This is a genomic window from Streptomyces aurantiacus JA 4570 (assembly GCF_000414115.1).
GTDB lineage: Bacteria > Actinomycetota > Actinomycetes > Streptomycetales > Streptomycetaceae > Streptomyces > Streptomyces aurantiacus_A.
This window is the reverse complement of the sequence record NZ_AOPZ01000049.1, coordinates 21084-46876: the sequence shown is the minus strand read 5'-3', so window position 1 is coordinate 46876 and position 25793 is coordinate 21084. Positions and strand designations below refer to the sequence as shown.

Annotated in this window: 25 protein-coding genes; 14 read left to right on the top strand and 11 right to left on the bottom strand. The window is 71.9% G+C overall.

The features are described 5' to 3' along the window. Positions 1–34: 34 nt before the first annotated feature. From STRAU_RS06245 to STRAU_RS06225, 5 genes are all read right to left on the bottom strand, one after another. Entirely contained in the window at positions 35–916 is an 882-nt protein-coding gene (locus STRAU_RS06245) for a sugar phosphate isomerase/epimerase family protein (RefSeq protein WP_016639405.1), read from the bottom strand. Positions 917–924: 8 nt separating this feature from the next. Further along, positions 925–2166, bottom strand: a complete 1242-nt coding sequence (locus STRAU_RS06240) for a substrate-binding domain-containing protein (protein ID WP_016639404.1) — start codon at positions 2164–2166, stop codon at positions 925–927. After that, entirely contained in the window at positions 2163–3236 is a 1074-nt protein-coding gene (locus tag STRAU_RS06235) for an ABC transporter permease (RefSeq protein ID WP_016639403.1), read from the bottom strand. Before STRAU_RS06235 ends, STRAU_RS06240 begins: the two co-directional genes overlap by 4 nt. Continuing rightward, complete coding sequence (locus STRAU_RS06230) at positions 3233–4108, bottom strand: ABC transporter permease (protein WP_016639402.1); 876 nt, start codon at positions 4106–4108, stop codon at positions 3233–3235. Before STRAU_RS06230 ends, STRAU_RS06235 begins: the two co-directional genes overlap by 4 nt. A 141-nt stretch (positions 4109–4249) precedes the next feature. After that, positions 4250–5809 carry a sugar ABC transporter ATP-binding protein gene (locus STRAU_RS06225; protein ID WP_016639401.1) on the bottom strand — a complete coding sequence of 520 codons (1560 nt, stop codon included), beginning with the start codon at positions 5807–5809 and terminating at the stop codon, positions 4250–4252. Positions 5810–6009: 200 nt separating this feature from the next. Between STRAU_RS06225 and STRAU_RS06220 the strand changes: the two genes are divergently transcribed. The 8 genes from STRAU_RS06220 to STRAU_RS06185 all read left to right on the top strand — a co-directional run bounded on the left by STRAU_RS06220 (position 6010) and on the right by STRAU_RS06185 (position 11477). Beyond that, the gene (locus STRAU_RS06220; protein ID WP_037657816.1) at positions 6010–7260 is read left to right on the top strand and encodes an ROK family transcriptional regulator; all 1251 of its coding nucleotides are present in this window, start codon (positions 6010–6012) and stop codon (positions 7258–7260) included. A 56-nt stretch (positions 7261–7316) separates the two neighbouring features. After that, positions 7317–7511: a hypothetical protein gene (locus STRAU_RS06215; RefSeq protein ID WP_016639397.1), complete on the top strand. Its 195-nt coding sequence runs from the start codon at positions 7317–7319 to the stop codon at positions 7509–7511. A 105-nt stretch (positions 7512–7616) separates the two neighbouring features. Next, positions 7617–8309, top strand: a complete 693-nt coding sequence (locus tag STRAU_RS06210; RefSeq protein WP_016639396.1) for a UdgX family uracil-DNA binding protein — start codon at positions 7617–7619, stop codon at positions 8307–8309. A 297-nt stretch (positions 8310–8606) separates the two neighbouring features. Continuing rightward, positions 8607–8966: a DUF6479 family protein gene (locus tag STRAU_RS06205; RefSeq protein ID WP_037657831.1), complete on the top strand. Its 360-nt coding sequence runs from the start codon at positions 8607–8609 to the stop codon at positions 8964–8966. A 32-nt stretch (positions 8967–8998) separates the two neighbouring features. Continuing rightward, a complete protein-coding gene (locus tag STRAU_RS06200; RefSeq protein ID WP_016639395.1) occupies positions 8999–9487 on the top strand; it encodes a DUF5709 domain-containing protein in 489 nt (162 codons plus the stop codon). A gap of 64 nt (positions 9488–9551) precedes the next feature. Continuing rightward, the gene (locus STRAU_RS06195) at positions 9552–9878 is read left to right on the top strand and encodes a hypothetical protein (RefSeq protein WP_016639394.1); all 327 of its coding nucleotides are present in this window, start codon (positions 9552–9554) and stop codon (positions 9876–9878) included. A 107-nt stretch (positions 9879–9985) separates the two neighbouring features. Then, entirely contained in the window at positions 9986–10399 is a 414-nt protein-coding gene (locus tag STRAU_RS06190) for an SRPBCC family protein (protein WP_016639393.1), read from the top strand. Between the two features lie 43 nt (positions 10400–10442). Continuing rightward, on the top strand, positions 10443–11477 hold the full coding sequence (locus STRAU_RS06185) for a DNA topoisomerase IB (RefSeq protein ID WP_016639392.1): 1035 nt from the start codon (positions 10443–10445) through the stop codon (positions 11475–11477). Between the two features lie 7 nt (positions 11478–11484). On the opposite strand, the gene STRAU_RS06180 is transcribed toward STRAU_RS06185, so the two are convergent. Beyond that, a complete protein-coding gene (locus STRAU_RS06180) occupies positions 11485–12045 on the bottom strand; it encodes a 2'-5' RNA ligase family protein (RefSeq protein ID WP_016639391.1) in 561 nt (186 codons plus the stop codon). Between the two features lie 236 nt (positions 12046–12281). Between STRAU_RS06180 and arsM the strand changes: the two genes are divergently transcribed. Together arsM and STRAU_RS06170 are read left to right on the top strand one after the other, a co-directional pair. Further along, positions 12282–13085 (top strand): arsenite methyltransferase, encoded by an 804-nt coding sequence (arsM, locus tag STRAU_RS06175; protein WP_016639390.1) that lies wholly within the window; start codon positions 12282–12284, stop codon positions 13083–13085. A gap of 263 nt (positions 13086–13348) precedes the next feature. After that, positions 13349–15352 (top strand): N-acetylmuramoyl-L-alanine amidase, encoded by a 2004-nt coding sequence (locus STRAU_RS06170; protein WP_052028977.1) that lies wholly within the window; start codon positions 13349–13351, stop codon positions 15350–15352. 173 nt (positions 15353–15525) lie between these two features. Here STRAU_RS06170 and STRAU_RS06165 read toward each other — a convergent pair whose 3' ends face one another. The 3 genes from STRAU_RS06165 to STRAU_RS06155 all read right to left on the bottom strand — a co-directional run bounded on the left by STRAU_RS06165 (position 15526) and on the right by STRAU_RS06155 (position 19351). Continuing rightward, on the bottom strand, positions 15526–17874 hold the full coding sequence (locus STRAU_RS06165; protein ID WP_016639388.1) for a glycoside hydrolase family 95 protein: 2349 nt from the start codon (positions 17872–17874) through the stop codon (positions 15526–15528). 176 nt (positions 17875–18050) lie between these two features. Further along, positions 18051–18551 carry a hypothetical protein gene (locus STRAU_RS06160; RefSeq protein WP_016639387.1) on the bottom strand — a complete coding sequence of 167 codons (501 nt, stop codon included), beginning with the start codon at positions 18549–18551 and terminating at the stop codon, positions 18051–18053. Between the two features lie 170 nt (positions 18552–18721). After that, entirely contained in the window at positions 18722–19351 is a 630-nt protein-coding gene (locus STRAU_RS06155; RefSeq protein ID WP_016639386.1) for an ABATE domain-containing protein, read from the bottom strand. Positions 19352–19478: 127 nt separating this feature from the next. Between STRAU_RS06155 and STRAU_RS06150 the strand changes: the two genes are divergently transcribed. Continuing rightward, positions 19479–20204 (top strand): leucine-rich repeat domain-containing protein, encoded by a 726-nt coding sequence (locus STRAU_RS06150; RefSeq protein WP_016639385.1) that lies wholly within the window; start codon positions 19479–19481, stop codon positions 20202–20204. 205 nt (positions 20205–20409) lie between these two features. On the opposite strand, the gene STRAU_RS06145 is transcribed toward STRAU_RS06150, so the two are convergent. After that, entirely contained in the window at positions 20410–21792 is a 1383-nt protein-coding gene (locus STRAU_RS06145; protein ID WP_016639384.1) for a lysine N(6)-hydroxylase/L-ornithine N(5)-oxygenase family protein, read from the bottom strand. A gap of 67 nt (positions 21793–21859) precedes the next feature. Here STRAU_RS06145 and STRAU_RS06140 point away from each other — a divergent pair, with 67 nt between their 5' ends. Both STRAU_RS06140 and argB read left to right on the top strand, forming a co-directional pair. Further along, positions 21860–22807, top strand: coding sequence for a methionyl-tRNA formyltransferase (locus STRAU_RS06140; RefSeq protein WP_016639383.1), 948 nt, complete (start codon positions 21860–21862; stop codon positions 22805–22807). Positions 22808–23007: 200 nt separating this feature from the next. Further along, entirely contained in the window at positions 23008–23919 is a 912-nt protein-coding gene (gene argB, locus STRAU_RS06135) for an acetylglutamate kinase (protein WP_016639382.1), read from the top strand. 7 nt (positions 23920–23926) lie between these two features. On the opposite strand, the gene STRAU_RS06130 is transcribed toward argB, so the two are convergent. Continuing rightward, positions 23927–24373 carry a GNAT family N-acetyltransferase gene (locus tag STRAU_RS06130; RefSeq protein ID WP_016639381.1) on the bottom strand — a complete coding sequence of 149 codons (447 nt, stop codon included), beginning with the start codon at positions 24371–24373 and terminating at the stop codon, positions 23927–23929. A 288-nt stretch (positions 24374–24661) separates the two neighbouring features. Between STRAU_RS06130 and STRAU_RS06125 the strand changes: the two genes are divergently transcribed. Further along, positions 24662–25789 (top strand): alpha/beta hydrolase-fold protein, encoded by a 1128-nt coding sequence (locus STRAU_RS06125; RefSeq protein WP_037657813.1) that lies wholly within the window; start codon positions 24662–24664, stop codon positions 25787–25789. The last annotated feature ends 4 nt before the right edge of the window (positions 25790–25793 follow it).

Sequence of the window (25793 nt, the reverse complement as noted above, 5' to 3'; positions counted from 1 at the left end):
GGATGCCGGAGGTTCGCGGGCCCGAAGGCCCGGATCAGAGGGCCGCGACGGCGCGGCGCAGGAAGCTCAGGCCGTCGGCCGCGAGCGCGTCCTGGCTCGGGGCGAGCGGCCGCCACACGGAGGCGGCGACCGCGATGGCGTCGTTGTGCGCGGTGAACGACTCGACGCACAGCGCGCCCCGGTAGCCGACCGCGCGCAGGGCACGGAGGAAACCGGCCCAGTCGAGGTGGTCGGCCCCCGGGGTGCCGCGGTCGTTGGCGCACACCTGGACGTGGCCGATCCGGTGCCCGGCCGCCTCGACGGCCGCGGGCAGGGAGCGCTCCTCGATGTTCTGGTGGTACGTGTCGAGCGCGATGCCGATGCTGTCCCCGGGCAGCCCTTCGAGGGCGTCGAGGGTCTGCGCGACGGTGTTGAGCAGGCTCGTCTCGTAGCGGTTGAGCGGTTCGACGGCGATGCGCACGGCGGCCTGTGCGGCGTGCTCGACGACCGGGGCGATGTGCTCGCGCCACTCCTCGTACGCGGACGTGCGCTCGGCGGGGTCCATCCGCCAGGTGCGGCCCACGGCGGCGTAGACCGGGCCCGCGACCACCGGGGCGCCCACCGCGTGGGCGGCGTCCACGCAGTGGCGGAGGTAGTCCTGGGTGGCGCGCACCGCCGCCGGGTCGGCGCGCACGAGGTCGCGGCCGGGCGCCATGACGGCGATGACGGCGGCGGGCGCCGGGCCGGTGGCGTCGAGGAGCTTCGCGGTGGCCGCGGCCTCCCAGTCGCCGGGCTGCTCCAGCGGGAGCTCGACGCAGTCGAAGCCCCAGCGGGCGAGGCGTGGCAGCACTTCGGCCAGGGCGTCGGCGGTGACGGGCGAGTGCCAGATCCAGGGGTTGGCGCCCAGGGGCCAGCCGGCGCCCGACGACTGGTTCATGGGCCGCGTCACTTCTTGCCTCCCCAGCTCCCGGGGAACCCGGGCATCTTCTGGCAGCCGCACATCGCGTAGTGCAGCGGCGGCATGCCGTCCTGGAGGTAGTCGTCGAGGTTGGCCTCGGTGACGGTGGGCTGCGGCAGCTTCCACTCCTTGGGGACCTGCTCGCCCTTGAGGATCCGCAGGGCGGCGATGATGGGCGTGCGCCACTGGAAGGTCGGGTAGGTGGGCGCGATCGCGGTGAGTTTCTTGTCCTTCCACGCCTGGAGGAAGTCCTGCTGGTCCTCGCCGGTGATCGGCGGCACGTCGGCGCCCGAGTCCTCGAATGCCTCCACCGCGGCCACGGCGGTGGCGCCGGAGTCCATCCACACGCCGTCGATCGAGCCGTGCCGGGAGATCGCGTCGGACACGACGGACTTGGTCTTCGCCGGGTCGCCGTCGGTGAACTTCACGTCCACGACGTCGAGTTCGCTCTTGTCGAAGGCGAGCTTCGCGGCGGACCAGCGGGTCTCCAGGACGTCGACGCCGGGCGAGATGCGCAGCGCGAGGATCTTGCCCTCGGGCTCGACCTCGTCGACGAGGAAGTCGGCGGCGACCGCGCCGTAGCCGTAGCCGCCGATGGGGTTGATGAACGTGACGGCGCAGTCCGTCTGCACGCCCCGGTCGAAGACGATGACGGGCAGCTTGCCGCAGGCGTCCTTCACGGCGGGCGTGAGGGTGGCGGTGGTGTTGGGCGAGACGATCAGCGCGTCGCAGTCCTTGTTCCCCGCGAGCTCCTGGATGTCGGAGATCTGCTTGTCGTCCTTGCCCTGGGCGTCCAGGACGGTGAAGTCGGCGATCTCGTCGTGCAGTTCGACCTCGGCCTTCATCGTCTTGAGGCCGACCTGGCGCCAGGGGTTGAAGACTCCGGCGTTGGAGAAGCACAGGTGGACGTCCTCGGCGGAGCCCTTCTTCTTGTACTGGGCGGTGTCGGCCATCGCGGGCTGGAGCATCTGCTCCCACGGCTTGGCGGCCGGGCCCTGCGGAGTCTGCTCGCCGAGCTTCAACTGCCGTTCGTACTCGGTCTTGTCGAAGAACTTGGACGGCTTGTCGCCGCTTTCGTTCTTCTGCTCGGCGCTCTGCCCGGAGGCGGCGGGGCCGTCGGCCGGGGCGTCGCTGGAGCAGGCGGCGAGCACGGCGAACAGGGCGGTGACGAGGACGGCTGCGGGGGCGGCGCGGCGGGGGTGCGGCGGGGTTCTGCGGGTGCGGGTCATGACTGTGTCCCTCCCGATGAGGTGCCGGATGAGGTGGCCGGTGGCTGAGCACGGCGGCGGCGCAGCCGGGAGAAGTCGGCGGCCCCGATCCCGACGGCGGCGATGACGATGACGCCCTGGACGGTGGACTCCAACGCCCCCGACACGCCTCGGAGGTTGAGGAACGTGAACAGCGCCTGGAGCGAGAAGGCACCCGCCATCGCCGCGACGACGCTGCCGCGCCCGCCGCCGAGCGCCACGCCGCCCAGCACGACGGCGGTGATCGCCTCGAACTCGTAGCCGCGGCCCGCCTGCGCGGACACCCCGGAGAAGCCGCCGACGAGGACGGCGGCCAGCGCGGCGGCGACACCGGAGAGCACGAACGCCAGGACGCGCACCCGGTGCACCCGCACCCCGGCCAGCCGGGCGGTGCGGTCGCTGTCTCCGGTGGCGATGAGCGTACGGCCGAAGTCGGAGCGCATGAGGAGCACCACAAGGACACCGGCGACCAGGCAGGCGAGCACGGCCCACGGCAGCCAGCCCATCGCCGTACCGCGTCCCAACTGGCGGAAGTCCTGCGGCAGTTGGCCGTGCGGGGAGCCGCCGGTCCAGTAGAAGACGGCGCCTTCGAGGATCAGCATCATGCCGAGCGTGGTGATGAACGACGGCACCCGGAGCCGGGTGGTGATCAGCCCGTTCACGAGCCCCGCCACGGCGCCCGCGAGCAGCAGTCCGGCGGTCATGAGGAGCCAGGGGGCGTCCGGGTAGGTGCCGTAGACCTCGGCGGCCGCGACGACCCCGGCGGTGACGATCGCGCCGACGGACAGGTCGAACTCGCCGCACACGATGACCAGGTACTGCCCGGCGGCGAGGATCACCAGCGGCGCCGCGCGCTTGACGAAGGCGAGGAAGCGGTCGGGTTCGTAGAAGCCGGGGTCGGTCACGGCGAGCGCGGCGAGCAGCACGATCAAGAGGGCGTAGACGGGCGCGCCCGCGCCCAGGTTGCGGGCGATCGTCTTGTACGCGGCGGCCGCCACCGGCACCGTCCGGCTCTCCGTCGCGTCCGTCGCCGTACCCGTACCGGTGCTCATGCGGACCTCCTGGCGCCGCGCCGGGCGTAGAGGGCGACGGCGGCGATGATGACGACGCCGCGTACGACGTTCTTGAAGAAGGGGTCGACGCCGAGCTGGTTGAACACGGAGTCCAGGACGGCGAGCACGAGGACGCCGCCGAGGGTGCCGGCCACTCCCCCGCGCCCGCCCGCGAGGACGGTGCCGCCGAGCACGACGGCCGCGATGGACTCCAGGTCGTAGCGGGCCTCGGTGCCGGCCCACGGCGCTCCGGCGCCCAGGCGGGAGGCGAGGAACAGGGCGGCCGCGCCGACGCACAGCGAACACAGGACGTGCGCGGCGATCACGGTGCGGCGGGTGCGGACGCCGGACAGGCGGGCGGCGTGTTCGTCGCCGCCGGTGGCGTACAGGTGATGGCCGAAGCGGGTGCGCCGGGTGACGACCCAGAGCGCGGCGGCGACGGCGAGGAGCAGGAAGAGGGAGACCGGGATCGGTCCGACGCGGTCGTAGCCGAGGTGCTGGAAGGAGGCGGGGACCTGGCCGGCCGGGCCGGTGTAGTTCTCCTCGATCCAGCCGCGCAGGATGAAGGCGGTGCCGAGGGTCGCGATGAACGCGTTGACCTTCAGGCCGGTGACGATGAGCCCGTTGGCGAGCCCGACGGCCGCGGACAGCGCGAGGACCGCGAGCACTCCGGTGACGACGGAGCCGTCCTCCATGGTGGTGGCCGCGACCAGGGTGCCGAGGCTGATGAGGTACGCCACCGACAGGTCGAGGGAGCCGGTGAGGATGACGGCGGTCTGGCCGACGGCGACGAGGCCGAGGGCCACGCTGTTCTGCAGGATGCCGACGACGTTGGTGAGCGTGAGGAAGTCGCCGCCGCGCGCGGCCACCACGATCCAGCCGATGCCGGTGACGGCGGCGGGCGGCGGCCGCGAGCCAGACGCCGACGGCCGGGTCGGCGAGCCGGGAGCGGCGGAGCGGGGCGCGGGTCTTCGCGGGGGCCCGGTCGGGCTTGGGGGCGACGGCGGCGCCGGTCATGCCGCTCCTTCCTGCGCTATGGGGGCGGAGCCTTCGCGCGCCGCCGGGGCGGGCGGGGGTGGCGGGTCGGTCCCGCGTGGCGGCTCGGGCCCGTCGGACGTGGTCGCGAGGCGCATGACGTCCTCCTCCGAGGCCCCGGCGGGCAGCTCACCGGCGATCCGCCCCTCGGCCATGACGAGGATCCGGTCGCTCATGCCGATGAGCTCGGGCAGTTCGGAGGAGACGATGAGCACGGCGAGACCTTCTTTGGCGAGGTCGCGCACCAGCGTGTGGATGGCGGCCTTGGCGCCGACGTCGACGCCGCGGGTCGGTTCGTCGAAGAGCAGGACGCGGGGGCGGGCGGCGAGCCACTTGGCGATGACGACCTTCTGCTGGTTGCCGCCGGAGAGGTAGCGGGCCTCCTGGTCCTCGCCGCGCGCGTGCAGCCGGACCTTCCCCAGGAGCGCCGTCAACTCCCGGGCGGCGGGCGGCCGTTCGCGGTCCGGGACGGCGCGCGTGACCAGGAGGGTGTTGTCGCGCACGGACTGGCGCAGGGCGAGGCCCTCGGCCTTGCGGTCCTCGGTGACGAGCGCGATCCCGGCGCGGATGGCCTGGCGGGGCGTGCCGGGCCGCAGCGGCGCGCCGCCGACGGTCATCGTGCCGGTGGTGAACGGCGCGGCGCCGAACAGGGCCCGCGCCAGGGACGTACGCCCCGATCCCTGGAGGCCCGCGATGCCCGTCACCTCGCCCGCGCGCAGCGTCAGGTCGATGCCGCGCAGCCGGGCGTTGCCGCCGCCGCGCACGGTCAGGCGCGTCTCGCCGACCTCCTCGGGGCGGGCGCGCGGCGGGTAGTAGGCGCTCAGCTCGCGGCCCACCATGGCGCGTACGATCCCGTCGGCGCTGGTGTCCTTCGTACGCACCGTGGTCACGTGGCGGCCGTCCTTGAGGACGGTGACGCGCTGCGACAGCTCGAAGACCTCGCGCAGCCGGTGCGAGATGTACAGGATGCCGAGGCCGCGTGCGGCCAGGCGGCGTACGAGTGCGTGCAGCAGTCCGGCCTCGTGGTCGGCGAGCGGCGCGGTCGGCTCGTCCATCACCAGGACGCGGACTTCGGAGGCCAGCGCCTTGACGATCTCGACGGTCTGCTGGCGGGCCACGGACAGGTCACGCACGTACGACCGCGGGCCGATGTCCAACTCACCTAATTCGGTGAGGAGTTGGGCGGCCTGCTCCTCCATCGCGCGGCGGTCGACGAGGCCGTAGCGGGTGGGCTCTCGGCCGAGGAAGACGTTCTCGGCGACCGTGCGGTGCTCCAGGAGGGCGAACTCCTGGTGGATGATGCCGATTCCGGCGGCCTGGGCCTGCGCGGGATGGCTGAAGCTGTGGTTCCTTCCGTCGAGCGTGATGGTGCCCGCGTCCGGGACGTGTTCGCCCGCGAGGATCTTCATGAGCGTCGACTTGCCCGCGCCGTTCTCCCCGACCAGGGCGTGCACCTCGCCGGCGGCGAGGTCGAGCGAGACCCCGTGCAGGACGCGCACGCCGAGGAAGCTCTTGGACACGCCGTGCATCGCCAACATCGTGTGCGTCGCCTGCTTCGCATGCATCGCCTGCACCCTCAGCTCCTTCGGCAGCGGCCTGCAGAGCAATGTGGTGAGAAGGCTTTGACCTGTCAAGGGCTCAAGCACGTTTGTTTGCACGGCATTTGACGGTGACTTACGTCGACGATCGAACAGCATCGGCCTTGTGAGCAGCGAAACTCGTCCCTAGGGTGACTGCCATGCCTGGAGCGCCGGATCACCCCGCATCCGTTCCGTCCGCGTCCGCGTTCACGTCCGCTCCGTGCGCGGACGCGCCACCCGTGCCGGCGGCCTCCTCCCCCGGGGACGTACTCGCCCTGCTGCGAGCGGGATCCGCGGCGACCCGGGCGGATCTCGCGCGCCTCACGGGGCTCGCGCGCTCGACGGTCTCGCAGCGGGTGGACGCGCTCATCGCGCACGGCTTCGTGACGGAGGAGGCCGACGGCAGCTCCACGGGCGGGCGGCCGCCGCGCAAGCTGCGGCTGCGGACCCGCGAACACGCCGTCGCGGGCGTGGACTTGGGCGCTTCGCACTGCCGGGTCGCCCTGATGGACATCGGCGGCGAGACCCTGGCCCTGCGGGAGGATCCGCTGTCGATCGCGGACGGCCCGCAGTCGGTGCTCCGGCACGTGGAGCGCACCCTGCACGCGCTGCTCGACGAGTCCGGGCGCACCCCGGCGACGCTGCAGTCGATCGGCGTCGGCGTGCCCGGCCCCGTCGAGTTCTCCACCGGCCGACCCGTGGACCCGCCCATCATGCCGGGGTGGCACCAGTACCCGATCCCGGAGTTCTTCGCCGACCGCTTCGGGGTGCGCGCGCTGGTCGACAACGACGTGAACGTGATGGCGCTCGCCGAGCAGCGCCGCGCGTTTCCGGACACCCGCTATCTCCTGTACATCAAGGTCGGCACGGGCATCGGCTGCGGCATCGTCGCGGACGGCCGCCTGCACCGGGGCGCGCAGGGCAGCGCGGGCGACATCGGCCACATCCGCGTCGGTGACCTGGAGGAGCCCTGCCGCTGCGGCAACTCCGGCTGCCTGGAGGCGATCGCGGGCGGCGCGGCGCTCGCCCGCCGCCTGTCGGCCCTCGGCCTGGAGGCGACGTCGGGCAGCGATGTCGTACGCCTGGTGAAATCCGGCCACCGCGACGCCGTCCGCATGGTGCGTGAGGCGGGCCGCGCGGTGGGCGAGGTCCTGGCGGGCCTGGTGAACTTCTTCAACCCCGACACGGTGGTGGTGGGCGGGGCGCTCGCCGCGGTCCACGACCAGCTCCTCGCCGGCGTCCGCGAGGCGGTCTACCGCCGCTCGCACCCCCTGGCCACCCATGTCCTGCGCATCGAGCCGAGCCGCACCGGCGAGAACGCCGCGGCGATCGGCGCGGCCATCCTGGCGGTGGAACACGCGCTGTCGCCGCGGGAGGTGGACCGGGTGGTGGCGGGGAGCGGGTACTGAGGCGCGGCGGTGCCCCCGGGTCGCGGAGTGCGGAAGGTCGTCGTAGACCTGGAGACATGAGCGAGGAGAAGACGGCGTGGCACCCCGGTGAGATCGTGCCATCGAGCGGGATCTACGAATGCGACTGTGGCGGCGAGCACCACTGGAGCACCGATGTGAAGGGGCACCGGTTCCCGCCGTTTCCGGCGGGCTGCCCGGGCGAGTTCTGGCGGCTTCAGACCCAGGCGCACCCCGAGGACTCACTCGGCTGACCCAACCGGGCGTGGCGGGGTGTCGGCCCGAGTGGTCCACCGGCATGCCGCCCCGCTCAGCGGGTACCGCGGAGCGTGCTGAGCAGCCGTTGCGAAGGAGGCGCCATGCCGGGATCGGACAAGCAGTCATCCGACGGGGCTCTTCCGTACGTACCCGCGCGGGGCGGGCTCCCGGCCCTGCGCCGTGCCGCCGCCGACTGCCGCGGCTGCCCGCTGTACGCGGACGCCACGCAGACCGTGTTCGGCGCCGGTCCCGCTCGTGCGCGCCTCATGCTGGTCGGGGAACAGCCCGGCGATCAGGAGGACCGGGCCGGCGAGCCGTTCGTGGGGCCGGCCGGGCGCCTGCTGCGCTCGGCACTCGGCGAAGCCGGAATTGAGGACGAGCAGGCGTACTTCACCAACGCCGTCAAGCATTTCAAGTTCGCGCCCGTCACCGAAGGCCGTAAACGCCGTATTCACAAGGCGCCGAGCCTCGGGGAACTGACTGCCTGCCGCCCCTGGCTCGCGGCCGAGATCAAACGAGTGGATCCAGAACTGGTCGTCGCACTCGGCGCGACGGCCGGAAAATCCCTGTTGGGCAGTTCCTTCAAAGTGACCGAGTCGCGGGGCGCCCTGCTCTCCCTGACGCCCGGGGCGGACCTGCCGCTCACCGCCGAGGAAAAACACGACAGCGACGACGACGGCCGCCGGTTGCTCGCCACCGTGCACCCCTCGGCGGTTCTCCGGGCGAAGGACCGGGACGAGGCATTCGCGGGCCTCGTCTCCGACCTGCGGGTGGCCTCCCGCTATCTCGGCTGAGGCGGACCGCCGACGGATCCTCGCGGTGCGGGTATCGGCACACCCGGGCATGTGAGGCATGCGGCGGGGTACTCGGGTGAAACGGCCATACCGGAATCACCGAGGGCTGCCCGGCGATTTCCCGGACACCACCGGACAGCCCACAACATCGCACGATCACGAATATCTATTCCGAAGCCCATTAGTACTCGGCACACAGCACAAGGCGCATAGCACAAAACACCGGGCCCTGCCGGGTCACACAGGAGGTACTAAATGGTCGGCCATATTTCGGACGGGGGCGGGTACAACACTCACATGAAGACCATGGAATGGGAACTGGCAGCCTCGTCCGGCTCGCACCTGCTGATGTGGATTGCCGGCCTCGCCGTGGTCGGGGTTCTTATCGGTGCCTTTATCTGGGGCCGCCGCATTCAAGCACGTGAGGCCAGGCGGCCGCGTCCGGAAGAACAGCCGCACCTGCCTGAGGGCGGCCCCGTGAGAGAGGTCCGGGAGTACCGGGACCCGGACGAAGTACCCCACGACGGCGGTTGGCTCACCCCCCATGAGCTCAAAGAGGGCTATGGCGAATCGAGCACGCACCTCAGCCCGTCCCAGGATCCCGACGACCACAGGAAAGGCCGCGGCAGCAGCTTCGGGGGCGGCGGTCTGGGATAGCCGGGCGAGGACCACCGAAGCATGAGGGAGACATGAGCGAAGAGAACATGGCAGACGACGCCTATCAGCCCACAGGCGACAACGAGGAACAAGAGGACGCCGCGCCCCTGGACCTGCAGAACGCGGTGGGCGAGCGTACGTACGACGACATGCTCGACGAGGGCTATTCGCCCCCGGAGAAACCTCTGGGCGTCACCAGGACCGGCACCACGGCGGCGGAGCAACGGGCGGGCGGGACGCTCGACGAACGGCTGCGCGAGGAGAATCCCGACGTCGGGCCACCCGAGGGCGACGGCGTCGGCGACGTGGCCGGCGGCACGGGGGAGCCCGTCGATCCCGAGGCCGGCACGGACCGCGCCGGGCGGCTGGTGGCGCCGGACGACGGCTCCCGCACGGACACCACCAAGGAACTCCTCGCCGAGGACAAGGGCATCGACGGGGGCGCGGCGGGAGCCGAGGAGGCCGCGATGCACGTGGTGCCCGACGAGCAGCTGCCGGCCGACCCCGGCCGCGGGGACTGAGCCGCGCGGCCGCTCGGTGCGCGCCGAAGGCACAAAGACGAGACACGAAGAGAGGTTCTGCCCCATGCCCGCTGGATCCAGCAAGAAGCGTGAGCGCCAGTACGAGCACATCAAGGAAAGCGCGGAGGACCGTGGAGCGTCCACCAAGCGCGCGAAGGAAATCGCCGCCCGGACGGTCAACAAGGAACGCGCCCGGTCGGGCGAATCCAAGACCGCCAGCAAGACGTCGACGCGTGACAAGAAGTCGGCGTACGAGCGCGGCGGCGAACGCTCGCACAGCGGCGCGCAGGGACCCACCCGCGACCAGTTGTACGAGGAGGCCAAGAAGAAGAACATCGAAGGCCGCTCGTCGATGAACAAGAAGGAACTCAAGCAGGCGCTCGGCCGCTGAGGCCGCCCAGGGACGGGCCCGTCACCGCGCGTCCCCCAAGAGGCTCATGTTCAGGTACGGCGGGTACTCGTACCGCCGTACAGCCCTCACCCGAGGACGGAATCGCCATGACCGAGTACGAGCGTTCACGCACGATGCCCGCACAGCCCGAGCACGTCTTCGACCAGGCCGCCAACGTCGACCAACTGGACACCTGGCTGCCGGACGCCCTGCACGTGCGGGCCGGGGACCTGCCCGCGGTCACCGTGCACGAGGACCGCACCGACGAGGACACCTCCGCCCTGCTGCGCGCCCAGCGCGATCAGATGCGGCTCGAATGGGGCACCCGTGACCAGGGCAGCTACACCGGCTGGCTCCAGGTCGCCGGTATGGACGGCGGAACCAGCGAGGTGACGGTGCACCTGTCCTTCTTCGACGCGAGCCACGACCCGGGCAAGGAGGCCGTCGACGCCGCGCTGGACACCAGCCTCCAGCGCCTGGAGGAGCAGGTGCGGCTGCGCGTCGACAACGCGGCCGGATGAGGCGCGCCGCCGACGGCCCGCCTGCGAGGTCCAGGAGGTTCGCTTGCGCCTCTACCACAGCCGTCCCACCGAGCCGGGCTACCTCCGCAAACGGCACGGGCGAGGTTTCCGCTACCTCGATCCGCACGGCCGGCCCGTGCGAGACCCCGATGAGCTGGACCGCGTCAAGGCGCTGGTGATCCCGCCGGCGTGGCGGGACGTCTGGATCTGCGCCAAGGCGAACGGTCACCTGCAGGCCGTCGGCACCGATGCCGCCGGACGCCGCCAGTACCTGTACCACCCGCAGTTCCGCGCCGAGCAGGAGCAGGCCAAGCACGAGCACGTGCTGGACGTCGCGGACCGCCTGCCGAAGGTGAGAACCGCGGTGGAGGCGCACCTCGGTGACCGCGGACTCACCCGGCAGCGCGTACTCGCCACCGCCGTACGCCTCCTCGACCTGGGGTTCTTCCGTGTCGGAAGCGACCGCTACGCCGAACTCAACGACACGTACGGCCTCACCACCCTGCTGCGCGAACACACCCGGTGCCAACGCGGCGAGGTGGTGTTCACGTACCCCTCCAAACAGGGCAAGGAGCAGGTCCAAGCGGTCGCCGATCCCCCGACGTGCCGCAGCGTCAGCGCCCTGGCACGCCGCCGCAGTGGCGGGGACCGGCTGTTCGTCTACTGGGAGCGTCCCGACTGGCATGAGGTCAGCGGCGCGGACGTCAACGCCTATCTGAAGGAGTTGGCCGGCCTGGAGATCACCGCCAAGGACTTCAGGACCTGGCACGCCACGGTCATGGCCGCCGTGGCACTCGCCGTGTCCCAGGGCGTCGCACACAGCGAGACCGCCCGGCGCCGCGCCATCAGCCGGTCCGTCCGTGAGGTCGCCGCGTACCTCGGCAACACTCCCGCAGTCTGCCGCGCCTCCTACATCAACCCCAGAGTCGTCGAGTTGTACGAGGAGGGCGTCACCGTGGCCGCCGTCCTGCCGCGCCTCGGGGCGGCGGGCACGTACGGGATCCCGGCGACCCGGGGCCCCGCCGAGCGAGCCGTCCTGCGCATGCTGCGCACCGGGCGCGCGCCGGCCCCGGAGTGAGCCGGACTCAGCGGTCCGGTCCGCCGAGCCGGTACGCGGCCCGGCCCCGCCATCCCGCGCCGTCCCACACGATCAGCTCGACCGCCTCCACTCGGCAGACCAGCGGCAGCGAGGGGGCGAGTTCGGCCTCCAGCTCGTCGTACGCGGCCGCTTGGGTTTCGGGGCCCTCGCTGTTGGCGACGGTCAGGTGCGGTTCGAGGCCGGCGCCGAAGATCCCCCGATAGGGCACCACTTCGGGCCAGCGCAGGGTGAGGTCCTTGGTGAGCGCCTCGACGGGTTCGCGCGGCCAGGGGTCGAGGTAGAGCACGCCCGGATAGCGGCCGAATTCGGCGAACGTCAGGGTGAAGGCGTCGTGCCCGGCGAGGAGAGCGCGGAGTTCGCGGTCGAGCGGGGCGTCGATGCGGCTCTCGTGCAGGAACGGGTAGAGCACGGTCACATGGGCGGGGAATCCGGCCCTGACCAGCGGGTCGGCCTCGGGAATCCTGATGGTGAGCGCCGTGTCACCAGGTATGTCGTCCCATCCGTCCGCTCCGGCATCGTCCTCGGCAAAGCCCCCGCCTGTGGTCATGGCACGCCATGATCGCATGGCCGCCCGCGCACTTCGTCAGCCGTGCAGCAGTCGAACACGCCCGGGGCCGCCCCCGTCTGCCGCGACAGTCCGTAGGCGCGACCCTGATTCGACATTCCTCTATGTTGACAGACGTCGATTCAAGGCGCACTCTTGCATCGATAGACATCGACAGACGTCGATACAGCGATCAATGCCGGTGCACAGTCCGCCCTTCCTCCAGGAGCGCAGCAGCCATGACCGACCAGTCCCCCGACCTCCGCGAAAGCGTCCGCCGCAGCTATGCCGCAGCGGCCATCCAGGTGACCGAAGGCGGCACCGCCGCCTGCTGCGGCGACGACTGCGCCACCGCCCCTCCTGCCGCAGTCGACATCGACGAGAACTTCGGCTCCGCCCTCTACGCCGCAACCGACCGCGACTCCCTCCCCGCCGAAGCCGTCGCCGCCTCCCTGGGCTGCGGCAACCCCACGGCCGTCGCGGAGCTGCGTGAAGGCGAGCGCGTGCTCGACCTCGGCTCCGGCGGTGGCATCGACGTCCTGCTGTCGGCCCGGCGGGTCGGGCCGACCGGCAAGGCGTACGGGCTCGACATGACCGACGAGATGCTCGCCCTCGCCCTGGCCAACCAGAAGAAGGCGGGTGCGACGAACGTCGAGTTCCTGAAGGGCACCATCGAGGCCGTCCCGCTGCCCGCGGCCACGATCGACGTCGTGATCTCCAACTGCGTCATCAATCTGTCGACCGACAAGCCCGCGGTGTTCGCGGAGGCGTTCCGCGTGCTGGCCCCCGGCGGCCGCGTCGGCGTGCTCGACGTCGTCGCCGACGACACGCTCTCCCCCGCGCAGCGGGCCGAGCGCGGCGACTACGTGGGCTGCATCGCCGGGGCGCTCTCCTTCTCCGAGTACCGGCGGGGCCTCGAAGCCGCCGGGTTCACCGGCGTCGAGATCACCCCCACGCACGCCGTCGCCGACGGAATGCACTCGGCCGTCGTACGCGCGACGAAGCCCGCCGCCGCCTCCGGCACCCCCGCCTCCGGCGTGTAGTCGTCGACACATCACCCCCGGTCACCCGCACCCCGCGCCCGAACGCGCGGGGTGCTGTCGTACCCGCGCATTGGTCCACTCCACTGACGCGCCGCAGGCGATGACACCGCCCGTGGCGAAAACCCACCAGACCGGCGTTGACATGGGAAATCCCTTCTCCTGGGCATGATTGACGGATCGTCGGAGAGCCGGTACCACTGACGCACGCCCGGCCCCGCACGCCCCGCCACGCTTCACCGGCCCGGAAGTCCCAGGAGGCTGTCTTGCGAGGATCCGTCACCGCCCCCGCCCCGCCCGCGCGCAGACGCACCGTGAGGGTGGCGGGCGCCCTCGCGTCGGCCGCCCTGCTGGTCCCGCTGATCGGCGCCGCGCCGTCGTCGTCCACCCCCGCCGCACCGTCCCCGTCGTCCGGGTCATCCGGGTCGACCGGAAGGCTGCAGAGCGCCTTCACCGCGGCCGCCGCCGAGTACGACGTGCCGCAGAGCGTGCTGCTCGGCGTCTCCTACCTGCAGTCCCGCTGGGACGCGCACGGCGGCGCCCCGAGCGTCACCGGGGGCTACGGCCCCATGCACCTCACCGACGCCCGCACCGCCCTCGCCACCGCCCCGCACCACAGCCACGGCAAGGAGGACCCGCGCGGCGACACCTCGCGGCGCACCCTGCTGCCGAAGGGCGAGCCGCCGACCGAGTCCCAACTGCCCGCCCGTTTCAAGACGTTGAAGCGCGCGGCAGCGCTCAGCGGGCTGCCCGCCGACCGGCTCCGCGAGGACCCGGCCGCCAACGTCCGCGGCGGCGCGGCCCTGCTCGCCGCCGCGCAGAAGCAGCTCGGCAAGCCGCTCAGCGACGACCCGGCCGACTGGTACGGAGCGATCGCCCGGTTCTCGGGAGCCGACGACCAGGCGAGCGCGGCCACGTACGCCAACGACGTGTTCGCCGTGATCCGCGACGGTCAGCGGCGCACGACCGACGCCGGCCAGCAGGTCGCGCTCACCGCCCGGCCCGGACTGGCCCCGGACGCCGCGCAGTTGCGCACCATGGGCCTGCGCAAGGCCAGGGCAGCCGAGACGGACTGCCCGAAGACGCTCGCCTGCGAGTGGATCCCGGCGCCGTACGAGGAGTTCGGCGACGGCGACTACGGCAACCACGACAAGGCCGACCGCCCCAGGAGCCAGGGCATCAAGTACATCGTCGTGCACGACACCGAGGGCACCTGGGAGGGCGTCCTCAAGATGGTGCAGGACCCGACGTACGTGTCGTGGCACTACACGCTGCGCTCCTCCGACGGCCATGTCGCCCAGCACGTACGCACCAAGGACGTCGGCTGGCACGCGGGCAACTGGTACGTCAACGCCAAGTCGGTCGGCCTGGAGCACGAGGGCTTCCTAACGGCGCCCGACACCTGGTACACGGAGGCGATGTACCGCTCGTCGGCGCGCCTGGTGAAGTACCTCGCCAAGCGGTACGACATCCCGCTGGACCGCCAGCACATCCTCGGCCACGACACCGTGCCCGGCACCACGGCCGCGACCATCCGCGGCATGCACACCGACCCCGGCCCCTACTGGGACTGGCAGCACTACTTCACGCTGCTCGGCAAGCCGTTCCACCGCACCGCGGGCCCGTCGGGCGGCCTGGTGACCGTGGCGCCCAAGTTCACCGAGAACAAGCCGGTGTTCACGGGCTGCGCGAAGCCGGGCGAGACGTGCACGCCGCACGGTTCGAGCGCGGTGCGCGTCTACACCGAGCCGCGCGAGGACGCCCCGCTCATCAAGGACATCGGCCTGCGCCCGGGCGGTGAGCCCTCGACGATCGGTGTGAACGACATGGGGTCGCGGCTTTCGACGGGCCAGCAGTACGCGGTCGCCGAGCGCAAGGGCGACTGGACGGCCGTCTGGTACCTCGGCCAGAAGGCATGGTTCAAGAACCCGAAGAAGCAGCCGACGGCCGTCGACGCGCGCGGCTGGGTCGTGACCCCGAAGGACGGTTCCGCGGAGGTCCCGGTGTACGGCCGCGCCTATCCGGAGAAGGAGGCGTACCCGGCCGGGGTGCCGGTGCAGGCCGTCTCCCCGCTGCCGTACAAGCTGCTCGCGGGCCAGAAGTACGCGGTCGGCGACAAGCTCCCCGGCGAGTACTTCTACGCGCCGACGTTCGACCTCGCCCCGCATCGCGTGGTGCGCGGCAAGGACGTGTACTACGAGATCCAGTTCGGCCACCGGGTGGCGTTCGTGCGCGCCGCCGACGTGAAGGTGGTGCGATCCGGACCGTGACAGCCCCGTCAGGGGCCACCGGAAACCGCCGGGCCCGGACCTGCGTGGGGGCAGGCCCGGGCCCGGCGTCGTACGCGGCATCCCGGCTGCGGTTCGGCAGCGCCCCGAAGGGGCGCGGGGAACTGCGCGACCAGCCCCCACCGGCCCGCAGCTTCAGCACCGCAGCGAAACGCTCAGCGGAAGAGATAGCGGCGCCCGGCCACCGCATTGAAGGTGCGCTCCCCACCCTCCAACAGCCCACAGCGCAGCGTAAGTTCCCCGGCCCGGGAGGCGTGCACAACGACGCGGGTCGCGCGGCCGCCCGCCCAGTCGACATCGACGGTGGCGCCACCGCGCGCCCGCAACCCCCGCACCGAGCCGTCCGGCCAGGCCGCGGGCAGGGCGGGCAGCACGTCGATGCTGTCGTGCTGGCTCTGCAGGAGCATCTCGACGATGCCGGACGTGGCGCCGAAGTTGCCGTCGATCTGGAACGGCGGGTGGGTGTCCCAGAGGTTGGGCAGCGTGGAGGACTTGAGCTGTTCGCCGAGCATCTTGTGCGCGTGGTCGCCGTCGCGAAGCCGCGCCCAGAAGTTGATCTTCCATGCCTTGGACCAGCCGGTGCCGCCGTCGCCGCGCGCGTTCAGGGTCACCTTGGCCGCTTCGGCCCACTCGCTGCCGGGTTCGATCTGCCGCCCCGGGTGCAGGGCGTAGAGGTGGGAGACGTGCCGGTGGTCGTCGCCGGGGTCGTCGAGGTCGGCCTTCCACTCCTGGAGCTGCCCCCAGGATCCGACGCGCAGCCCGGGGTCGAGACGGCCCAGGGTCTTCTCGAGGCGGGTACGGAAGGAGGGGTCGTCGCCGAGGACGCGGGCGGCCTCCAGGGTGTTGGTGAGCAGGTCGTGCACGATCTGCTGGGACATGGCGGCGCCCGCGGTGAAGTCGCCGTGCTCCGGTGAGTAGCTGGGGGTGACGACGAGGGTGCCGTCACGCGGGTCGGTGCGCAGTTGGCCGAGCCAGAACTCGGCGGCCTCCTTCAGCACCGGGTAGGCGGTGTGCCGCAGGTAGTGCGTGGACCCGCCGAAGCGGTAGTGCTCGTAGAGCTGCGCGGTCAGCCAGGCGGCGGCCTCGGGGAACCAGAAGGCGGTCGACCAGTCGTGGACGCCGGTGAAGCCGTAGGGGTTGGTCTCGTTGTGCACCACCCAGCCGGGCGAGCCGAACATCTCGCGGGCGGTGCGCCGCCCGGGCGCGCGCAGCGCCTCGACGAACCGGTCGTACGGGGCCGTGGTCTCGGCGAGGTTCGCGGCCTCGGCCGGCCAGTAGTTCATCTGGAGATTGATGTTGACGTGGTAGTCGGCGGACCACGGCGGGGAGGTGCTGTGGTTCCACACGCCCTGGAGGTTGGCGGGCAGCGATCCGGGGCGGGAGGAGGCGACGAGGAGGTAGCGGCCGTACTGGAAGAACAGCACTTCGAGAGCCCGGTCGGCGGCGGGTGTGCCGCTGCCGTACGTCTTGAGGAGCTGGTCGGTGGGGAGGTCGGGCGGCGCCTGGTGGCGGAGGTCGAGGGCGACGCGGTCGAACAGGGCCCGGTGGTCGCGCACATGACGCGCGCGCAGGGCCCGGTGGCCGCGGGCGAGGGCGGCGTCCACGGTCCGTGTCACGGCGGGGTGCGGGTCGTCGCCGCGGTAGCGCGGGTAGGTGTCGGCGTAGTCGGTGGCGGCGGCGAGCACGAACCACACATGGTCGGCGCCGGTGACGGTAAGGGTGCCGTCGGCGTGCGCGGCCAGCGTCCCGCCGGTGTGCCGCACGCGGAGCTGCAGCTCGAACTTGAGGCCGTTGTCGGCGAGTTCACCTCGTACGGTGACGCGGTCCCGGTCGGCCGCGGCGGTGAAGTCGGCACGGGGCGAGGTGTACCGCAGCGTGCAGGTGACGGCTCCGGGGCGGTCGGCGCCGAGGCGTCCGACGATCACGCCGTCGGGGTGGGAGGCGAAGAACTCCCTGGTGTGGCGGGCGCCTTGATGGGTGTACGTGACGTCCGCGACGGCGTCGCGCAGGTTCAGGGAGCGGCGATACGCGGAGGTGGGGGCGTCCGGGGCGCCCGGCACGTCGATGCGCAGGTCTCCGAGGGTCTGGTGGGCGCCGTAGCCGCGCCGGGCCTGGCCGAGCTGGGCGGCGACGGCGTCCGGGGTGAGCCGGCCGTGCTCGTCGAGGTCCCGCTGGACGGCGGCCAGGGCATCGGGCCGGGGCGTGCGCCAGTTGCCGGAGTCGTAGCCGTCCTTGGCGCCGGGGCCGCCGGTCCACAGCGTCTTCTCGTTGAGCTGGAGCCGCTCGGAGGCGAGGGTGCCGAAGACCGTGGCGCCGAGGGCGCCGCTGCCGACGGGCAGCGCCTCCCGCTCCCAGTCGGCGGCCGGGGTCCGGTACCAGAGCCGCAGGTCATCGGATGACTCGATCGGCCCTTGAGGACCGTCGGGGCCCTGCCCGGCAGCTCGGCCGTCGAGCGCCGGACCGCCCAAGGCCAGCGCGGCGCCCGCGCCCAGAGCCGACTGCATGGTGGTTCTCCGCGTGATCCCCGAGCGCCCGGTCTGCCGTCTGCTGGACTGTCGTCTCATGAGCGGCCACGTTAAAAGTCCGATGACTGGCCTGACAAGACACATGACAAACCCACTCCTTGGACGGAGTGGGCAGGCGCTTGGACTTCAGGGAAAGGCCCCCGCCGGGGCCGACGTCAGCCCTGCTGGAACAGCTCCGCGGGCAGCGGCTTGAGGAGTGCGTACAGATCGTCCGTGATGGGACGGTCCCAGGCCGCGATGGTCACCAGGACGTTGTCGCTGCGGTCGAACTGCACGCAGGAGATGCGGCTTTCGGACAGCCGCAGGCGGCGCACGATCAGGAGGTTGTCGCCCTGCATCACCGGCACGTCCTCGCTGGAGACGACGGTGACCTCCTCGTCGTTCTCCAGCGCGAGCAGGAGCTGGGCCACCTCGAAGGGCGCCTCGCCGTCGCCGAGCTCGCGGGCCGGGGAGCCCTCCGGCAGATTGCCGATGATCATCGCGGGGCCGCGGCCACCGAACAGGTCGTAGCGCAGGAAGACGCCTTGGCAGCTGCCGTCGGGCGCGGGCAGCAGGCCGGCACCGAGGTTGCCGGGCCAGTCACCCGGGTCCATGGCCAGGACGTCGAAGTCCGGGCCCGCGGGTGTGGCGGAGCTGCGGCGGCGGAGGAAGGACATGCGGCCATGGTACGTGTCCGGCGCGGTGATCCCGGCGCGGGGGCGGCGCCGGGACAGGGGCGGGACGGCACCGGGACAAGGGCGGGCCGGGACCGCGAAAGGGCCGGTGAGGGTGCGGTTCACGCCCATCGCGGCTCGGCTCCGCGGCCGGGTCGCGCCCCGGCCGGGGCTCAGGCCGTGCTCCGGCCGCGCTCGTGGTGGCGGGCCACGCGGGCGCGGTTGCCGCAGGAGGGTTTGCACCACTCCTGGCGGGGGTGGTCCTTCAGGAAGTAGCGCACGCAGCGCGGCGCGTGGCAGGCGCGAAGGCGCTGCCGGTCGGGGCCGGCGAGGAAGGCGAGCGTGGCGCGGGCGAGGGCGGCGGTCAGGAGTTCCCCGCGTGCGGCGGCGCCGGCGCGTCCGCTCGGCACGGTCGGTGCGTCGCGTACGACGGGGTCGCCGTCGCGCGGCCAGCTCAGCACGGGCACGGTGGGCACCCGGGCGGCGGCTGCGTTGAGCCGGGCCACGGCCTCGCCGAGGGGCAGCGGGCGCCGCGCGTCGGCGGGGCTCGGTGCTCCTGGACGCACCGCTCGCGCGAACAGCGCACGGACGGCGGCGCGCACCCCCCGTACTGCTTCGAGTGCGCTCTCGTCGGCCCGGTAGCGCCGGGCGCCGATGCCTCCGGGCAGTGCCGCGGCGTGGGCGCGCACCCAGGCGGTGAGGGCGTCCGGCGTGTCGAGATCGTCGGCGACGCCGCCGTGTCCGTCGTGGCGGATGGTCGCGACGAGGGCGAGGGCGAGGTGGGTGGAGTGCGGCGCGGACATGGGGCTAATGATAGGTTCCGCGCCAACCATTAGCGCCCGAGTCGCCCGGCCGCCGCCCACGTCGCCGCCCGCGCCGCCGGGAACCCGCCGGGGAACCTCGCCGGGCCGAGGAGCGGAGAGGCTCGCGATGACCCACGGGACCGTACTCGACCACTGGCGCGCCGGACTCGACGAGATACCCGAAGAGGTCTGGCGCCATCCCCGCCTGGAGGTCCTGCTCCTCGCCGACAACGCGCTCACGCACCTGCCCGCGCGGGTCGCCGCGCTCACCGCCCTCCGGGTGCTGGACCTCGGCCACAACCAGCTCACGTCCGTCCCGCCGGAGCTGGGCGCCCTGCCCGCGCTGAGCGACTTCCTGTACCTGCACGACAACCGCCTCACCGCGCTGCCCGAAGAGCTGGGCGGCCTCACGCAGCTCACGTACCTGAACGTGGGCGAGAACCAGCTGACCGCCCTGCCGCACACCCTGGGCCGCATGGTGTCCCTCGTCGAACTGCGCGCCCAGCACAACGACCTCACCGAACTCCCCACCACACTCGGCGCCCTGCGCTCCCTGCGCGAACTGTGGCTGCGCGGCAACCGCCTCACGGCCCTCCCCGGCGCCCTGGACCGCCTCGTCGAGCTGCGCGAACTGGAGCTGAGGGACAACGCGTTCGTGCAGGTGCCGGAAGCGCTGCGCGGCCTGCCGCTCCTGCGGCGCCTCGACCTGCGGGCCAACCAGTTGCGCGAACTGCCGCCCTGGCTGGCGGAGTTGCCGTCCCTGGAGAAGCTGGACCTGCGCTGGAACGACGTCCGGGGCAGCGAGGAGACCCTGGCGGCGCTGCGGGCACGGGGTTGCGTGGTGCTGCGCTAGCCGCCGACCGCGCACGGCAAACCCCCCTCTCGCCCGGAGAGGAGAGGGGGGTGAAGTCGCCTACGGTTCGGTGGCGCCCTGAAGGGGCGCGGGGCTGTGTAGATGTGCGGCTCCGCCGCGTGGGCGCGACCAGCCACAACGGGCCCGCAGGCGTACGACGGCCCGGGTGCGGCAACATCCAGCGAAGCGCGTAGCGGCTCAGCGCCTAGCGGCTCAGCGCCTCCTGGCCGCGTCGGCGCTCGAGCAGGGAAGCGTAGATCTCCCCCGCCCGTACCGCCGTGTTCGACAGCAGCGTCGACGTCAGGCCGTGGGTGTGCTCCGTGCCGCCCTGGAGGTAGATGTCGGCGGCGACGTTCGCGTGGGTGGCGACGCGGTGATCGCGGCCGACCACGAGGGCGTCCTCGTCGTCGCGGCGGCACAGCTTGCCGAGTTCGCCGAGGCGTTCGTCGATGCCGCGCGGGTGGTAGCCCGTCGCGCACACCAGCAGGTCGGCGCTGAGGGTGTCGCGTTCGGCGGTGGGCAGGAACTCGATGCCGATGTCCAGGCCGTCGTCGTGCGCGTCGATGTCACGGATGCGGGAGACGTTCAGCATGCGCATGCGCTGCCGCCCCTGGACCTTCTCCTGGTACATGGTCCGCGAGAGCGACTCGATGAGGTCCATGTCGACGACCGAGTAGTTGGTGCTGCGGTGGTAGTCGACCAGGGACTGCTTCACCTCCGGCGGCGACTTGTAGAAGATGTCCACGGCCTCCGGGTCGAAGATCCGGTTGGCGAACGGGCTGTCGTCGGCGGGCGTGTAGCCGTACTTGGCGAACACCGAGCAGATCTCGGCCTCGGGGAAGTTCCGGTGGAGGTAGTCCACGCTCTCGGCGGCGCTCTGGCCTGCGCCGAGCACGACCGCGCGGCGCACCGGGGTGCCCTTGTCGAGGACGTCGGCGACGCGCGGGATCAACTCGCTGTTGTGGAAGACCCGTTCGGAGCGGACCGCGTTGGACGGCATGCGCGGCTCCATGCCGGTCGCCACGCACAGGCTGCGGGTCCGGCGCACGATGGTCGCCTCCGGGTTCGCCGGGTCGCGGCTGACCACGTCGAAGAAGACGATCTCCCCGTCCTCGGTCACCGGCTGCACGGAGAGGACCTCGGCGGAGTACTCGACGAGCCCGGCCACGCGCGCGGCGGCCCACTCGAGGTAGTCGTGGAACTCGATGCGCAGCGGGAAGAGCGTCTTCTGGTTGAGGAAGTCCACCAGCCTGTCCCGCTCCCGCAGATAGCACAGGAAGCTGTAGCTGCTGGTCGGGTCCCGCATCGTGACCAGGTCCTTCAGGAACGACACCTGCATCGTGGCGTCGTCGATCAGCATGCCCCGGTGCCAGCCGAAGCTCGACTGCTTCTCCAGGAATCCCGCGCGTATCCGCTCTCCCGCGGCGGCCTTCGCATTGTGTTCCTCGACCGCGATCGCGAGAGCGAGGTTGGACGGTCCGAAACCGATCCCCAGGACGTCGTACGTCACTTCCGGCCCTTCATGTGTCGATTCCGTGCCGTCGTACGTCGAATCCGGCCCGCTGTGCAGAGTGTTCACCCGCGTCATCGCCTCCCTAAGCAGGCACATGTTAGATAAGGTTAGCCTTACCTTGCAACGTCTGAGGAGGATTCACATGCGGGTCGCCATGTTCGGCTACCAGACGTGGGGCCACCGCACGCTGCGGGCCCTGCTGGATTCCGGGCACGAAGTGGTCCTCGTCGTCACGCACCCCAAGAGCGACCACGCGTACGAGAAGATCTGGAACGACTCGGTGGCCGATCTCGCCGAACAGCACGGCGTACCGGTGCTGCTGCGCAACCGCCCCGGCGACGACGCGCTGCTCGAAGCGCTCAAGTCCGCGGAGCCGGACCTGATCGTCGCCAACAACTGGCGCACCTGGCTACCCCCGGAGATCTTCGATCTTCCGCGGCACGGGACTCTGAACGTACACGACTCGCTGCTGCCCGCCTACGCCGGCTTCTCGCCGCTGATCTGGGCGCTCATCAACGGCGAGCCCGAAGTCGGCGTCACCGCCCACCGCATGGACGCCGATCTGGACATGGGCGACATACTGCTCCAACGCTCCGTGGCCGTCGGGCCCGCCGACACGGCGAAGGACCTGTTCCACAAGACGGTCGACCTCATCACGCCGATCGTGCGGGACTCCCTCGACCTGATCGACTCGGGCACGGCGCAGTGGACGCCCCAGGACCGCTCGAAGGCCAGCTTCTTCCACAAGCGCGCCATCGAGGACAGCCGTGTCGACTGGACCTGGCCGGCGGAGGACCTGGACCGGTTCGTGCGCGCCCAGTGCGACCCGTACCCCAACGCCTTCACGTACCACCGCGGCAAGCGGCTGCGGATCCTGGAGGCGACGGTGTCGGCGGGCCACTACGGCGGCACCCCCGGGCGCGTCTTCATCCGCGAGGGCGACGCGATCGTCATCGTGGCCGGCGCCGACGCGCGCTCGGGCCGCTGCCGCGGCCTCGCGGTCAAGCGGGTGCGGACCGAGGACGGGTCGGAGTACGCGGCGACGGACTACTTCCGCACGATGGGCGGGTACTTGACGGCGCGCCCATAAGGCGCCGCACGCCCCTCGAGAAGGGCGCGGTACGCGGACGACCACCACAGCCGGGATCGGAACTTAGGCTAGGCTAAGCTAAGGAAATCCGGCTGACCCGGCACCTTTCCACCCCCGGCCCGCCCTCCATGGGCGGGCCTGCCCATGAATGGAGTGGCTTCGTGAGCGTGACCGCTGCCCGGGGATTCCCCGCGAGCGGGATGTCCGCCCAGAACGGGGAATCCGGCGAGATCGAGGAATCCGGCGAACCCCACCTCACTCTTCCCTGGCCGGAGGAGCTCCGGGACAGCGTGGTCGTCGTGAAGTTCGGCGGCAACGCCATGGTGGACGCGGACCTGCAGCGGACGTTCGCCCAGGACGTCGTGGAGCTGTGGCACGCGGGCCTGCGCCCGGTCGTCGTCCATGGCGGCGGGCCGCAGATCAGCGCGATGCTCGACCGCCTCGGCCTGGAGAGCCGCTTCGAAGCGGGCCTGCGGGTGACCACGCCGGAGACCATGGAAGTGGCCCGCATGGTGCTGACGGGCACGGTCCAACGGGAGTTGGTCGGCCACATCAACAGCCACGGGCCGTTCGCCGTCGGCATGACCGGCGAGGACGCCCACACGATGACCGCCGTGCGGCGGCCGGCCTGGGTGGACGGCCGGCCGGTGGACATCGGTCTCGTCGGGGACATCGTGGACGTGAACCCGGGCATGGTGCGCGCGCTCCTGGAGCAGGGGCACATCCCGGTGGTCTCCCCCGTGGCGCGCGGCGAGGACGGGCAGGTCTACAACGTCAACGCCGACCTCGCGGCGTCGGCCCTGGCGGTGGCCCTGGACGCCGAGCGCCTCGTGATGCTCACCGACGTCGAGGGGCTGTACGCGAATTGGCCGCACAGCACGGACGTGATCGACCGCCTGACGGCCGACGCGCTGGACGAGCTGCTGCCGGAGCTGGCGAGCGGGATGCTGCCGAAGATGGAGGGCTGCCTGCGGGCCGTCCGCGGCGGTGTGCGCAGGGCGCACGTCCTCGACGGGCGCGTGCCGCACGCGGTGTTGCGCGGCGTCCTCGGTGAGAGCAGCCCCGGCACGACCGTGGTGCCCGGGCCTTCGTGCCCCGCACAGTCCCCGTGAGGATCCGCTACACGGTCCTCGTGAGGATCCGCGCGTTGCGTCGAGGGTCCAGGGACGCCGCCCAGGACGGCGGCGCGAGGCGCGCGGTCGTGAGCTCGAATCCGTACCGGAGGAACAGGCCGCCACTGCCGGTCGTCGCCGTGAACAGGGCGTCGAGCGAGCGGGCGCGCGCCGTGGCCAGGACGGCGCGCAGGAGCTCCGCCCCCAGTCCGTCTCCCTGCCGGTGCGCGGCCACGCAGAAGTTGTACACGACGCCGGCCTCCCCCGCGGCCGCGGGATGTGCGCGCAGGCCCACGCAGCCCTCCAGGGTGCCGTCGGGAGCCTGTGCCACGAGGAAGTCGGCGGCGTGGTCGGCGTACAGCGCGAGCGGTCGTTCCCGCAGCGCCCCCGAGCGCACGAAGGGGAGCGACAGGCCGACGAGTGCCGCGGCGTCCTCCGGGCGGGCGGTGCGCACTTCGCCCGGGCGGGCGGAGCACACTGAGTCCGCCGGCGCGAGAAGCGCGTGCGCGTGCGCCTGTTGCTGCGGGGCAGGGCGCGGCGTAGCCGTGAACAAGGCTTTCCTTTCTCGGTTCGGCGGTCGAAGAGCGGCTCGTCGCCAGGTCACCCCGACACAACATCATGGTTAGGCTAGCCTTACCTAATTCTCAAAGTCCAGCCAGGAAGCCCGAGGTTGGATGGGGCACGCCTCATTCTGATGAACCCGGCCTTTCCCCTTCCCCTTCCCTCTCAAAAGGAGACGTTCATGCGGGTCTTGACGGACAGCGGCTTCGCCGAGTTCGGGCTGCCCGGCGAGCCCGGCACCGACGATTTCTGGGCGGCCGCGGAGACCGCGGGCACTCCCGTGTCCATACCGGCGGGCGACGGCGGCTGGAGGACCCTGTTCCTGTGGCGCGGGTCCCCGGCGAGTATCGACTTCGAGAGCTGGTCGGAGCCAGTCGAACTGCGTCGCGCCGACGAAACGGACTGCTGGTACGCCGAGGTGCGCCTGCCCGCGAAGCTGCGGGTGACCTATCAGTTCCGCTCCGGCGACGCGGCGTACGCCGACCCGCTCAACCCGGCCGGAGCGGGCGGTGACCGGTCCATCGCGGCGACGCCCGACGCCCCGGCCCAGCCGCACTGGCCCCTCGTCGGCCCCGACGACGTCCTGCCCGTCCCGCGTACCCGGATCCGCTGGGCCAGTGAACGGCTCGGCGGGCGGCGCACCGTGCGGGTCCACCCGGCGGGCGGCGGCGGGCCCGTCGTCCTGCTGCTCGACGGCGACGACTGGCTCTATCTGCACCCGGCCATGACCGCGTTCGACGCGGCCGTCGCCGCCGGTGACATGCCCCCGGTCACCCTCGTCTTCCTCCCGGCCAAGGACAGGGAAGCCGAGTTCACGTGCAGGCCCGAGCTGTGGGAGGCGGTCCGCGACGAACTCCTGCCGCTGGTGGCGGAGTCCGACGTCCCCGCCGAGCCGGACCGGCTCGTGGTCGCCGGGCAGAGCCTCGGCGGGCTGAGCGCGCTGTACGCGGCGCTCGAGTTCCCGGAGCTGGTGTCCCGCGTCGCCTGCCAGTCGGGGTCGTTCTGGTGGGCGCCCGGCGCGCTGGACCGGGCGGACCTCCTGGACGGTCCGGTCGGCGGGACAATCGCCGCGCGACTTCGTGGCGAACGCCCCGATCTGTCCGGACTTCGGGTCGCGTTCGACGTGGGGGCACACGAGCCCCGGATGCTGCCCCACTGTGAGCCGGTCGAGGCTTTGGCCGAGCAGGCCGGTGCGGCGGTGCGGGTCTCGCGGTCGGCCTCCGGCCATGATCGGGCCGGGTGGCGGGAGGCTCTGCTGAGGGATGTCGCCTGGGCACTGGGCGCTCCGCTGGGAGTACGCAGTGAATGACCTG

What these genes read in the sequence shown, in the direction of transcription:
- STRAU_RS06245 (WP_016639405.1), bottom strand. Translation starts at nt 916, where the DNA reads ATGAACCAGTCGTCGGGCGCCGGCTGGCCCCTGGGCGCCAACCCCTGG.
- STRAU_RS06240 (WP_016639404.1), bottom strand. Translation starts at nt 2,166, where the DNA reads ATGACCCGCACCCGCAGAACCCCGCCGCACCCCCGCCGCGCCGCCCCC.
- STRAU_RS06235 (WP_016639403.1), bottom strand. Translation starts at nt 3,236, where the DNA reads ATGAGCACCGGTACGGGTACGGCGACGGACGCGACGGAGAGCCGGACG.
- STRAU_RS06225 (WP_016639401.1), bottom strand. Translation starts at nt 5,809, where the DNA reads ATGTTGGCGATGCACGGCGTGTCCAAGAGCTTCCTCGGCGTGCGCGTC.
- STRAU_RS06220 (WP_037657816.1), top strand. Translation starts at nt 6,010, where the DNA reads ATGCCTGGAGCGCCGGATCACCCCGCATCCGTTCCGTCCGCGTCCGCG.
- STRAU_RS06215 (WP_016639397.1), top strand. Translation starts at nt 7,317, where the DNA reads ATGAGCGAGGAGAAGACGGCGTGGCACCCCGGTGAGATCGTGCCATCG.
- STRAU_RS06210 (WP_016639396.1), top strand. Translation starts at nt 7,617, where the DNA reads ATGCCGGGATCGGACAAGCAGTCATCCGACGGGGCTCTTCCGTACGTA.
- STRAU_RS06205 (WP_037657831.1), top strand. Translation starts at nt 8,607, where the DNA reads ATGAAGACCATGGAATGGGAACTGGCAGCCTCGTCCGGCTCGCACCTG.
- STRAU_RS06200 (WP_016639395.1), top strand. Translation starts at nt 8,999, where the DNA reads ATGAGCGAAGAGAACATGGCAGACGACGCCTATCAGCCCACAGGCGAC.
- STRAU_RS06195 (WP_016639394.1), top strand. Translation starts at nt 9,552, where the DNA reads ATGCCCGCTGGATCCAGCAAGAAGCGTGAGCGCCAGTACGAGCACATC.
- STRAU_RS06190 (WP_016639393.1), top strand. Translation starts at nt 9,986, where the DNA reads ATGACCGAGTACGAGCGTTCACGCACGATGCCCGCACAGCCCGAGCAC.
- STRAU_RS06180 (WP_016639391.1), bottom strand. Translation starts at nt 12,045, where the DNA reads ATGACCACAGGCGGGGGCTTTGCCGAGGACGATGCCGGAGCGGACGGA.
- arsM (WP_016639390.1), top strand. Translation starts at nt 12,282, where the DNA reads ATGACCGACCAGTCCCCCGACCTCCGCGAAAGCGTCCGCCGCAGCTAT.
- STRAU_RS06165 (WP_016639388.1), bottom strand. Translation starts at nt 17,874, where the DNA reads ATGCAGTCGGCTCTGGGCGCGGGCGCCGCGCTGGCCTTGGGCGGTCCG.
- STRAU_RS06160 (WP_016639387.1), bottom strand. Translation starts at nt 18,551, where the DNA reads ATGTCCTTCCTCCGCCGCCGCAGCTCCGCCACACCCGCGGGCCCGGAC.
- STRAU_RS06155 (WP_016639386.1), bottom strand. Translation starts at nt 19,351, where the DNA reads ATGTCCGCGCCGCACTCCACCCACCTCGCCCTCGCCCTCGTCGCGACC.
- STRAU_RS06150 (WP_016639385.1), top strand. Translation starts at nt 19,479, where the DNA reads ATGACCCACGGGACCGTACTCGACCACTGGCGCGCCGGACTCGACGAG.
- STRAU_RS06145 (WP_016639384.1), bottom strand. Translation starts at nt 21,792, where the DNA reads ATGACGCGGGTGAACACTCTGCACAGCGGGCCGGATTCGACGTACGAC.
- STRAU_RS06140 (WP_016639383.1), top strand. Translation starts at nt 21,860, where the DNA reads ATGCGGGTCGCCATGTTCGGCTACCAGACGTGGGGCCACCGCACGCTG.
- argB (WP_016639382.1), top strand. Translation starts at nt 23,008, where the DNA reads ATGTCCGCCCAGAACGGGGAATCCGGCGAGATCGAGGAATCCGGCGAA.
- STRAU_RS06125 (WP_037657813.1), top strand. Translation starts at nt 24,662, where the DNA reads ATGCGGGTCTTGACGGACAGCGGCTTCGCCGAGTTCGGGCTGCCCGGC.